11 protein-coding genes are annotated in these 11,050 nt (G+C 43.5%); all 11 read right to left on the reverse strand.

Annotated features, from left to right (window positions below; all coding sequences use genetic code 11):
• Nucleotides 1–563 precede the first annotated feature (563 nt).
• Nucleotides 564–1,373 (reverse strand): pyruvate, water dikinase regulatory protein, encoded by an 810-nt coding sequence (locus tag BIV59_RS03730; RefSeq protein ID WP_071350118.1) that lies wholly within the window; start codon nucleotides 1,371–1,373, stop codon nucleotides 564–566.
• Between the two features lie 30 nt (nucleotides 1,374–1,403).
• Entirely contained in the window at nucleotides 1,404–2,039 is a 636-nt protein-coding gene (gene ccpN / locus BIV59_RS03735) for a transcriptional regulator CcpN (protein ID WP_071350110.1), read from the reverse strand.
• A gap of 173 nt (nucleotides 2,040–2,212) precedes the next feature.
• Entirely contained in the window at nucleotides 2,213–4,282 is a 2,070-nt protein-coding gene (gene glyS / locus BIV59_RS03740; protein ID WP_071350111.1) for a glycine--tRNA ligase subunit beta, read from the reverse strand.
• Nucleotides 4,282–5,166, reverse strand: coding sequence for a glycine--tRNA ligase subunit alpha (gene glyQ / locus BIV59_RS03745; RefSeq protein WP_071350112.1), 885 nt, complete (start codon nucleotides 5,164–5,166; stop codon nucleotides 4,282–4,284). Before glyQ ends, glyS begins: the two co-directional genes overlap by 1 nt.
• Before the next feature lie 322 nt (nucleotides 5,167–5,488).
• Complete coding sequence (recO, locus tag BIV59_RS03750; RefSeq protein WP_071350113.1) at nucleotides 5,489–6,241, reverse strand: DNA repair protein RecO; 753 nt, start codon at nucleotides 6,239–6,241, stop codon at nucleotides 5,489–5,491.
• 36 nt (nucleotides 6,242–6,277) lie between these two features.
• Complete coding sequence (locus tag BIV59_RS03755; RefSeq protein ID WP_071350114.1) at nucleotides 6,278–6,421, reverse strand: YqzL family protein; 144 nt, start codon at nucleotides 6,419–6,421, stop codon at nucleotides 6,278–6,280.
• A gap of 101 nt (nucleotides 6,422–6,522) precedes the next feature.
• Complete coding sequence (gene era / locus BIV59_RS03760) at nucleotides 6,523–7,452, reverse strand: GTPase Era (protein ID WP_071350115.1); 930 nt, start codon at nucleotides 7,450–7,452, stop codon at nucleotides 6,523–6,525.
• Entirely contained in the window at nucleotides 7,445–7,843 is a 399-nt protein-coding gene (locus BIV59_RS03765) for a cytidine deaminase (RefSeq protein ID WP_071350116.1), read from the reverse strand. Before BIV59_RS03765 ends, era begins: the two co-directional genes overlap by 8 nt.
• Nucleotides 7,844–8,009: 166 nt before the next feature.
• Complete coding sequence (locus BIV59_RS03770) at nucleotides 8,010–8,396, reverse strand: diacylglycerol kinase family protein (RefSeq protein WP_481747413.1); 387 nt, start codon at nucleotides 8,394–8,396, stop codon at nucleotides 8,010–8,012.
• Nucleotides 8,368–8,844: an rRNA maturation RNase YbeY gene (gene ybeY / locus BIV59_RS03775; RefSeq protein ID WP_071350117.1), complete on the reverse strand. Its 477-nt coding sequence runs from the start codon at nucleotides 8,842–8,844 to the stop codon at nucleotides 8,368–8,370. The genes BIV59_RS03770 and ybeY overlap by 29 nt, the downstream gene beginning before the upstream one ends.
• A 4-nt stretch (nucleotides 8,845–8,848) precedes the next feature.
• Nucleotides 8,849–11,014 (reverse strand): HD family phosphohydrolase, encoded by a 2,166-nt coding sequence (locus BIV59_RS03780; RefSeq protein WP_139194298.1) that lies wholly within the window; start codon nucleotides 11,012–11,014, stop codon nucleotides 8,849–8,851.
• Between the last annotated feature and the right edge of the window lie 36 nt (nucleotides 11,015–11,050).

Raw genomic sequence — 11,050 nt, forward strand, 5'->3', positions numbered from 1 at the left:
GACCCCCATCCTGGGGGCCTAAGCAAATAGGGTTTTGGACTTGGAAGGCGTTCTTTGACTTCTGAGGCCAAAACATCTTTGAAGGACCGAAGGCTAAATCCTCTGCATCCTGCAGAAACGCCTTCATGACCTGCATCCTGCAGGCCTCAGCAAGCTAGGCGCTGGAGCTGGATTACATAAAAAGCGCAAGCGCCTGGTCAAAAGATCAAAGACTAAGAACGCCGCGTCCTGCGGCAACGTCTTTGTGACCCCCATCCTGGGGGCCCTCGACCAGCATAAGACGCGCAAGAATAGAAGGCGCTCTTTGCCTTCTCTTCTTGCGTGGCTTATGACCTCGAGAGGCTAGGCGCTGGAGCTGGATTACACTAAAAGCGCTATATGCGGTGCAGAAAAATGCACAAAAAGAAAAGGAGCCGCACATACGGGAACGGGCTCGCATTCTGGAACTCCATTTTCCATCTGGAAATTCCAAGTATCATGATTTTTTATGTGATTTTTATATCTGTTATGTATCCGGAATACCGTGTTCATCCGCTATACCTTTTGCTCTGCAGTCAACTCCATTATATGCTGCGGTTTTGTAGGATATTAATAATTGTATTGGCCATTTCTTCGACAGCTTTATTCGTCACATCAATGATTGGGCATTTCAGCCGGTCCATAACTTCATCAAAGTAAATCAATTCCTCTTTAATTCTTTCCATGTTGGCATAAATGGCATGATCATTGAGGCCAAGTGATTTTAACCGCTCCCTGCGGATGAAATTCAGTTTCTCGGGACTGATTTTCAGCCCAATGCATTTTTCCGGCGGAACAAGGAACAGCTCTTCCGGAGGGTCCACCTCAGGCACAAGCGGCACATTGGCTACTCTGTATCTTTTATGGGCCAGATACTGTGAAAGCGGGGTCTTGGATGTCCGTGAAACGCCGACAAGTACAATGTCAGCCCTCAATATGCCTCTTGGATCGCGTCCGTCATCGTATTTCACTGCAAATTCAATGGCTTCAACCCTTTTGAAATAATCATCATCAAGCCTTCGGACCATGCCGGGTTCATTAAACGGCGTAGATTCTGCTTTTTTCTGCAAAATACTAAGAAGCGGACCGAGAATGTCATAGTAAAGGATATTTTCTTTTCTCGCACGATTAATCATATATTCCCTGATATTCGGTTTAACAAGCGTAAAAGCAATGATTGCATTATTCATTTTGGCCAGCGAGATGACATCTTCAATATTTTGCACATCATCTACATAGGGAATCCTTTTGATAGTGAAAGTTGCTGCTATAAATTGGCTTGCCGCCGCTTTGGTTACTAATTCCGCTGTTTCCCCTACTGAATCAGATACAACATAAATCATAGAACCCTTCATAGGATCTCCCATTCCCCCAGATAAGCCCCCTTAGTAGCTGCTATCAGCCAATGACAAGAAAGCTTTGGTAATATTCGTTTTGGTAATTCTTCCGGTTACTTCAAACCCATTATCCGTTTCTCTGACAACCGGCAAAGCATCAATTTGCTTTTCGATTAATTTTTTGGCAACATCCATTAAAAGATCCTCTTTCGTGCACATTGTAATATTGGGCATCCTTGTCATGATGACATTAACAGGCACAGAAGAGAGCTCCTGTTTCCCTATGCTTGCCCGAAGTAAATCCTTGCGCGACAAAACCCCGACAAGAAGGGAGTTTTTATCTACCACAAATAGCGTACCGACATCTTCAAGAAACATCGTGACGATTGCATCGTAAACAGATATGCTTTCTGTCACAACGACAGGAATGGACTGATAATCTTTAATAATTAGGCTGTTCAGACTATCCGTCAAAAGCTGGCTCCCTGATTTTCCTGTGTAAAAATATCCGACACGGGGACGTGCATCCAAAAATCCGGACATCGTCAAAATAGCCAGATCCGGTCTTAGTGTAGCCCTGGTTAAGTTCAGCTGTTCTGCAATATGTTCCCCCGTGATGGGTCCATTGTCTTTAACGATTTGTAAAATGCGCTCCTGGCGCTTGTTCAGCTCGATCATATTCACCGCCCCCCTGCATAGCAGAGAAAAGTAATAGGTTATACTATATGTAATTATTATATACTATATATTTTAAATGAAAAGGGCTTCTCTTCATACTCAGACCGAAACCATACAAAAATAAACGGACGCCTTGCCCTTAATGCTCTGCGAGGCGTCCGTTTATCAAAAGCCTTATATCATCCGGCAATAATTTTATTCATGGCCGCAAATTGTGAAATGGTGCTGCTGATTTCTTTCATAAGTGACAATCGGTTATTCCTCAAGTCTGCTTGATCAGCCATGACCATTGTATTGTCAAAGTATTGTTCAATTTCCGGTCTTAATGACAATAGCAAATCAATGCGGACCGTTTCATCTGATGCCGCTGCATATTCAGCAGACACAGACTCGTATTTTTCATATAAAGCTTTTTCTTGTTCATTTTCAAACAAAGAAGGATCTACAGGCACTTGCTGTTCGCATTTAACCGCAATATTCATAACACGGCTCAGCGCTTCCAAACCTTCTTTAAAGCTTTCCTCGCCGTTTTTGCTTTCCAGTGCCTCAGCACGTTCTGCAATAGATGAAATCCTGCCGATTTTATCGAACAGTAAAGCATCAATCAAATCATAGCGGATGCCTTTTTCATTCAACAAATGTTTGACGCGGGCTTTGAAGAAAGTCAATAAGTCACTCTTGACCTCAGAAGCTTCGCGCTTTAGAATGCCTTTTCCTTCAATAGAAGCCAAAGCAAGATCCATAATTTGCTCTGCTGTCAGGTCCCACTTCTTTTCGAGCAGGATCTGAACGATTCCGCTCGCCTGCCTTCTTAGGGCATAAGGATCCTGGGAGCCTGTCGGAATAACTCCAATGGCAAAGAAGGATACGATTGTGTCCATTTTTTCAGCAACGCTCAGCACTGCTCCGATGCTGGATGATGGAACATTGTCATCTGCATGCCTCGGCATATAATGTTCGTTGATCGCTTGTGCAACTTCGCTTTTTTCTCCTTTGATCAGGGCATACTTTTCTCCCATATACCCTTGAAGCTCCGGAAATTCATAAACCATATGTGTCACAAGATCGAATTTCGCAATCTCAGCCGCACGCAAAGCAGATGTCTTTTGATCGCCAAGTTTCAAAGCATCAGCCAACTCTCCAGTCAGTGCCGCCACACGTGCAGTTTTTTCAGCAAGTGTTCCAATTTCTTCATGATAGACTATAGAATCCAGCTTTTTGAGCAAATCGGAAATCTCTTTTTTCTGGTCTTCCTTGTAGAAGAAGTTTGCATCCGATAATCGTGCGCGAAGAACCTTCTCATTGCCTCGTGCAACCGTGTCAAGGTGCTGATCATTTCCGTTCCTTACGGTAACAAAGTAAGGCAGCAGATTGCCGTCCTTGCTTTTAACCGGAAAATAGCGCTGATGCTCTTTCATCGAGGTAATTAGGACCTCAGCGGGCAGTTCAAGAAACTCTTCTTCAAAATGGCCAAATAAAACCGTAGGAAACTCGACAAGGTTATTTACTTCTTCAAGCAATTCCTCATCAACCGGAATCACCCAATTTTGTTTTTCTTCGAGCTTTGCAATCTGATTGCGGATCGTATTTTTACGAAGTTCCGGTTCTGCCAGAACAAATTGTTCTTTCAGAGATTCTGCATAGCCGGACGGAGAATCAATCGTGATATCTTCTCCCAAAAAGCGATGGCCCCGTGTCGTGCGGCCTGCTTCTGCATCTGCTATAGCAAACGGAATGATTTCTTCTCCGAACAATGCAGCAATCCATTTAATTGGACGGACAAAACGAAGATCCTGGTTAGCCCAGCGCATGTTTTTCGGGAAAGTCATTCCAGAGATAATGTCTTTAAGTTCATGAAGCAGCTCAAAGGTTGCCTTGCCTTTTGTGAATTTATTAATGTGCACATATTCAATGCCATTAATCTCTTTAAAGTAAATATCATCAACAGTAACACCTTGTCCTCTTGTAAAACCGGCTGCCGCTTTGGACCAATTGCCGTTTTCATCCAATGCGATCTTTTTTGCAGGACCCTTCGCTTCTTCTTCTTTATCGTGCTGGGATTCCGCAACATCTCTAATTAAAAGTGCCAGTCTCCGGGGTGTGGAGTACATGGTTGCTTCGCCAAAATCAATCGCTTTTTCGCCAAGCCATGATTTCACTTTTTCTTCCAGCTGTTCCATCGAGGATGTGACAAAACGGGCAGGCATCTCTTCTAGGCCAATTTCAAGCAATAAATCGCGCTTGTTCATTAAAGAACCTCTCCTTTCTGCTTTAAAATCGGGAAGCCGAGCTTTTCCCGCTCATCATAAAATGTTCTTGCGATTTTCCTTGCTAAATTCCGGCAGCGTGCGATATAGCCAGTTCTCTCTGTAACCGAAATCGCACCCTTGGCATCAAGCAGATTGAAAACATGAGAGCATTTCAGCACATAATCATAAGCAGGGTGCACAAGTCCTTCTTCCATTTGGCGGTCTGCTTCTTTTTCATACATATTAAAAAGCTTGAAAAGCATATCTAAATCAGAGGTTTCAAACGTATATTTCGAATGCTCATATTCAGGCTGTCCGTATATATCGCGGACAGTGAATCCATCCGTCCATTCAAGTTCAAATACATTTTCCTTATCCTGAATGTACGAAGCAAGGCGTTCGATTCCGTATGTGATTTCCACAGATACAGGCTTGCATTCAAGGCCGCCTACCTGCTGGAAATAAGTGAATTGGGTGATTTCCATTCCATCAAGCCAAACTTCCCAGCCAAGGCCCGCACAGCCCAGGGAAGGATTTTCCCAGTTATCTTCAACAAAACGGATGTCATGTTTAAGCGGATCAATCCCAAGGGCACGCAGGGAATCCAAATATAGCTCCTGAATGTTGTCAGGCGACGGCTTCATGATCACCTGGAACTGGTGATGCTGATACAAGCGGTTCGGATTTTCCCCGTAACGTCCGTCAGCAGGGCGCCTGGAAGGCTCTACATAAGCTACACTCCATGGTTCCGGCCCAATTGCACGCAGAAACGTATACGGACTCATTGTGCCTGCCCCTTTTTCAACATCGTATGCCTGCATCAGGATGCATCCTTGTTCAGACCAATGCTTTTGCAAAGTTAAAATCATGTTTTGAATATTCATCATGCACCTCCAAATTATTTGCACTTCTTAAGGCAAATGGCAGAAAACACAAAAAACTCCCGCCACTATGCCTTGTAAGCATAGGGACGAGAGTTACCCGCGGTTCCACCCTATTTGCCGTGAAGTCACGGCCTCTTTTCTGCAATATGCAGCACGTAATGCTCCGGAATGCCTTCGCTGATTATCCATACCCCGGCTTGCACGGTCCCGGGTTCGCTATTATGGAGGGAATCAGGTACTACTTTCCATCAACGCAGCTTAACTATCAATACTGAAAATTTTAACGAATGTATGAGCCATTGTCAACTGCAGGGTTCAATTTTTAAAACATGTCTTTCATGTTGTCCATTTGTTTTAAAAACCTTTTGGATTTAAGGTGGATGCCTGAGTATTCTTCATAATAGGCATCTATGACTTTTTCAAGCTCTTTTTTTGTTTCAGGCTTAACCGATATATTACCGAGCCTGGATAAATCAAAATAATAAAACAGTCTCAGCAATTTTAGGGCTTGCTGTGAAATTTTAATATGATAAGGGTCTTTATCCAGGCACCGGTGGCAGATAAAACCGCCTTCCCGAATGGAGAAAGAAAATTCCCCTTCGGTTTCACCGCATATTGCACACTGGTTAAGGGTCGGATTCAATCCATTGACCGGAAGCATTTTCATTTCAAAAATGAACTTGAGGACCTCGGCATCATAGCCTTCGTTTATGTAATGAAGGGTTTGGTAGAGCAATTCAAACAAAAAGGGATTCGGGTTTTTATCGTCTGTGCTTTTATCAAGCAGCTCGACGATATATGAGGCATATGCAGTTGAAAACAAGTCTTCCCTGATCGACCTCATCGAATCAATCGTTTCCCCCTGCTGAAGGCTTCCCAGCCCGCTTGATGTCTGGACGAGAAAATAACCGTAGTAAAATAACTGGGTGACAGAGGAGAGCCTGCTTGTTGATTTATGGGCTCCCCTTGCCATTACTCCGATTTTCCCTAATTCACGTGTATATAAGGTAATTATTTTATTGCTTTCTCCATAATCCATCCGGCGTATGACAATGCCTTCACACTTCTTAAGCAAGACAAGTCACCATCCCATTCATATGGCAAGAAAAATCTAGAATATAGGAAAATCAGCATCTGCTAGTTCTGCATCTGTACTTTCGGGTCTTTCCTGTCTTTCCACCTCTATTTCTTTAAAAAGAAGATAGGTGTCAACATTACCTGTCTGAGAGAAAACCTTCCAGGTAAAATCCAACATAATAAAGCCCACCTTTCGTGTACTAGCATTTTAATATTTTGCCCTATAAGATTATCTTGGCCTTAATGCACATTTTCATGTGACGTAAAAATTGCTAATTTTTAATACTCCTCTTCATTGAAGCCATAGTCTCTAAGCTGGGACATTTTGTTGCGCCAATCCTTTTGGACCTTAACCCACAGCTCAAGGAAAACCTTGGATCCCAGCAGATTTTCAATATCTACTCTTGCCCGGCTTCCGACTTCTTTCAGCATTTTCCCCTGTTTGCCGATGACGATGCCCTTTTGCGAATCCCGCTCAACAACGATAGTGGCCATAACATTAATCGTTTCACTGCCTTCCATCTTCTTAATGGAATCAATGACTACAGCCACGGAATGCGGAATTTCCTCACGTGTCAAATGAAGGACCTTTTCACGGATCAGCTCTGAAATGATAAAGCGTTCAGGATGGTCTGTGACCTGGTCGGCCGGGTAAAATTGCGGTCCTTCCGGAAGATGCTTTTTGATCTGATCCAGAAGCGTCTCCACATTATTCCCTTCAAGTGCTGAAATAGGAACCACCGATTCAAAAGGATATAGCGCCTGGTATTTTTCAATCAGCGGAAACAGTTCATCCGGGTGCACCTGATCAATTTTGTTAATCACAAGAAAAACGGGTGTTTTTACCGTTTTCAGCTTTTCAATGATGAACTCATCACCGCGTCCAAGGCCCTCTTCTGCATTGATCATGAAAAGAATTAAGTCGACTTCCTTCAGCGTGTTTGTAGCAACCTTCATCATAAAGTCGCCAAGCTTATGCTTTGGCTTATGGATTCCCGGCGTGTCAATAAAAATCATCTGGGCATCCTGCTGGGTAAGCACTCCCTGCACTTTATTTCTTGTTGTTTGCGGCTTGTCGCTCATAATGGCGATTTTCTGGCCGATTACCCTGTTCAAAAACGTGCTTTTCCCTACATTCGGACGTCCAATGATGGATATAAAACCTGATTTGTAGCCTTTTGCCTGTGTATCATCAATTAAGTTATTCATTCAAATCCTCCGGTGAAAATGCTCCTGGCAGCAATTCCTCTACTGTTAATTCTTGAATATCCCCATTCAGGTTGGTTAAGATCACTTTCATTTCTCTCGGGCACAGCTCTGATATGACCTGCCTGCATGCTCCGCATGGGGGCACAGGCCTTTTGGTGTCTGCCGCTACCGCCAGTACCCTATAATCCCTGTCCCCTTCAGACAGCGCCTTAAAAATTGCTGTGCGCTCTGCACAATTGCACATGCTGTATGCAGCATTTTCGATATTGCAGCCATGATATACCTTGCCGCTTTCTGTAAGAAGGGCAGCTCCCACTGCAAATTTAGAGTAAGGCACATAAGCTCGTTCCCTTGCTTTCTTCGCCTCTTCCATTAACATTCCCAGTTCCATTTTCATCTTCCTTTCAGGCATGGCCCCGATATAATTTCGCTCGTCTTTTATAAAAATAATAGAATGTCAATTATCAACGTTTTATATCCTTATTTTAGCCTATCTGCCCTTGTCTTGGAAATAGTGTTACATAAGTGTAACACTTCCGTTATCTTAACCTTTTTCCTCACCATTCCACAAGCTTTGGCAAAAAAACGATCAACCCGATAATGACTGAAAAGATGGCAAACACCAGTACTGCGCCGGCTGCAAAATCCTTTGCCTGCTTGGCAAGCGGATGGGTCTCGCTTGTGGCAAGATCCACAACCCGTTCAATTGCAGAATTCACCAATTCCAATGAAATGACGCCAAAAATACAGATCAAAATCAGCATCCATTCCAGCTTCGAAAGCGCAACATACCAGCCCAGGCATAACACTGCAGCCGCTGCTGCAAAATGAATTCTCATATTTCGTTCAGACTTTAAAGCAGCCCATATTCCCTCAAAAGCAAAAAGAAAACTTTTATAAAATGGCTGTCTTTTTTTACGCTTCCCTGGAAAGGCCATACGCATCTAATATTTCCCTTTGTTTTGTGAACATCTGTTTTTCATCTTCCTCGTTCATATGATCATAGCCTAGCAAATGAAGAAATCCATGCAATGCCAGAAATCCAAGTTCACGTTCAAAGGTGTGGCCGTATTCTTCCGCCTGTTCCCTTGTCCTGTCAATGGAGATAATAATATCCCCCAGCACTCTCGGCATTTCTCCCCCGATAATTTCGACTTCATCCTCGCCCATTTCTTCAAGGGCAAACGATATTACATCTGTAGCCGAGTCTTTATGCCGGTATTCTTTATTAATTTCATGGATTCTTTCATTGTCCACGAATGTAACGGAAAGCTCGCTTCCTTTTTCTATCTCTTCCTTTACTGCTGCAAATTGCAGCACCTTCTCAACCAATTCGATTGACTTTTCGTCCAATTGTCCGGTTTCGTCCAAAAAATCTATTTCTAAATTCATATTGTCACCTTCTTTGTAAATTTTGCAGTTCAGGGTACTCAATCCTTGAATGAAAGATCCCGTTCAGTGTCTCGCATAATGAGTGCTGCACAATCTTTAATTCTTTCATAGTAATATCGCACTCATCAAATTGATGGTCATGTATCCGGTCGTCGATAATATGGATAACAAGCTCTTCTATCTTTTCTGGTGTAGGATGGTTCATGGACCGAACAGCTGCCTCCACGCTGTCTGCAATTCCGATAACAGCCGCTTCTTTTGATTGGGCTTTTGGGCCGGGATATCGGTACTCAGCCTCTACGGTCCCTTCATCCTCCTTCATTGCCTTGTAATAGAAAAATTTCAGCAGGCTTGTCCCGTGATGCTGTGCGGCAATATCGACAATTTCAGGCGGAAACTTGTGTGCTGACAGCATTTCCGCTCCATCAACGGCATGAGCGATGATAATATTTTTGCTCGTTGCCGGCGGCAGCCGGTCATGAGGATTTTTGATATTCATCTGGTTTTCAATAAAAAACTGCGGCCGTTTCGTTTTGCCGATATCATGATAATAGCAGCCAACTCTGGCAAGGAGACCATTTGCCCCGATTGCCTCACACGCTCCCTCAGCCAAGTTTGCCACCATTACACTATGATGATAGGTTCCCGGTGCCTCGGTAAGGATCTTCCGCAGCAGAGGATGATTTGGATTTGAAAGCTCAATCAGCTTCATGGATGACAAAAACCCAAAGCCCAGCTCAAAAAACGGCAGGAGCCCTATTGTCAATACCGAGGATGCCAATCCCGACACGATGGCAGCAATGGTATAAAACAGATATTCCATCTTAGTATAATGCCCGTCCGTTATGAACAAAAGAGAAAAAACCAAAACAATATTCACAAGCGCCAGCAGCAATCCTGCCTGAAGGATTTTTGTCTTAAAGTTTTTCCTTGAAAGGATGATGATTGCCGCAATCCCGCTGAATAAAAAGTACATCCCTTTTGCAAAGTCCATATTCCCCGGGGAATCTCCATTAAAAATCAATGTGCCATATGCACCAATGATAATGGAAATGGCTACTCCAAAGCGGTCATTCAAGAGGGTTTTAATAAGCATTGCGGACATGGCTGCCGGAAAAAAGTAGCCAAGATCCGTAAATCTAAAGCCTGTAAACAGGCTGATGATTTTCATTAGAGACAATGCCAGCACATAAACAAGGCTAAATATGAGCAGCTGATTATTTCTATGCTCTCCCTCGGTTTTGGATGATTTCACATAATAATAAAAAGTGCTTAAAATCAAAAAGATAAATAAAAACAGTCCGACAAAAGGCAGAATTGTTTTGTCCGTGCTGAGAAAGCCGGCAAGTTCCAGCTGCCTGTATATTTCACGGTCTATCAGCTGGCCTTCTTCGACGATGATCTGTCCCTGCAGAATCCTGACGGGATCCACATTTTCCTGCGCAATTTTTCTTTGCTCCTCTGTCTTATCTTTATCATAAAAAACATTTTGAATGATCGCAGAGCGTGCAAGCGTAGTGGCCGCTTCTCTCATATCGGTATGTAAACTGGACGATCGCAGTTCCTGTTCAGCCTTGTTTCGCGCCATCTCCACATCTGCAGCGGTGACCCTGGAGTTCATAACCTTGTTGACCGCAGTTATTACAGAGTCCTTCGCAATATTAAGCTCAGTGGCATCCGCATTAGCCAGTGCTTCAAACACCTGATCCGGTATGTCCTTATTAACTTCATCCGTCAGCTTGCTCTTCAGAAGCAAAACCTTTTCCTGGACTGTTTTTACAGGAGATGTTTTAGAGCCGTCCGGATTCGCTTTATCCGCACTTAGAGAAGGAGCGGTTTCTTTTTGGACCTCAAGAGCCGAATCAAATATTGAGGATATTAAATCCACTTTATTTTGGGCATATTCCTTTTTCAGGGTATATATATCTGAAACCTGCTTAATGCTGTCCTCTACCTGTTCCTTCGTCTTCACGGGATCCTCAACCGTCTTGGTAGCCCGGATCGTTTGCTCCGCTGGCTTAAACAGCTCTATATGGACTTTCTCGGGCTTAACATTCGTATACATCATTAAATAGGAAAACACGCCTAATACCGCAAACAGCAGCAATTGAAATGACCGGCTGTCCATCAGCACCCTCACTCTTTTCACAAACCGCTGAAACCCGCCCAAAAAACCACCTCCATAAATAGAAAAGCTTTAAGTGCC

The organism is Bacillus sp. MUM 13, assembly GCF_001866725.1.
GTDB lineage: Bacteria > Bacillota > Bacilli > Bacillales > DSM-1321 > Peribacillus.

Coding starts and splice junctions, on each gene's coding strand:
- BIV59_RS03730 (WP_071350118.1), bottom strand. CDS start 1,373: ATGAAGGGTTCTATGATTTATGTTGTATCTGATTCAGTAGGGGAAACA.
- glyS (WP_071350111.1), bottom strand. CDS start 4,282: ATGAACAAGCGCGATTTATTGCTTGAAATTGGCCTAGAAGAGATGCCT.
- glyQ (WP_071350112.1), bottom strand. CDS start 5,166: ATGAATATTCAAAACATGATTTTAACTTTGCAAAAGCATTGGTCTGAA.
- BIV59_RS03755 (WP_071350114.1), bottom strand. CDS start 6,421: ATGTTGGATTTTACCTGGAAGGTTTTCTCTCAGACAGGTAATGTTGAC.
- era (WP_071350115.1), bottom strand. CDS start 7,452: ATGAATAACTTAATTGATGATACACAGGCAAAAGGCTACAAATCAGGT.
- BIV59_RS03765 (WP_071350116.1), bottom strand. CDS start 7,843: ATGGAACTGGGAATGTTAATGGAAGAGGCGAAGAAAGCAAGGGAACGA.
- BIV59_RS03770 (WP_481747413.1), bottom strand. CDS start 8,396: ATGCGTATGGCCTTTCCAGGGAAGCGTAAAAAAAGACAGCCATTTTAT.
- ybeY (WP_071350117.1), bottom strand. CDS start 8,844: ATGAATTTAGAAATAGATTTTTTGGACGAAACCGGACAATTGGACGAA.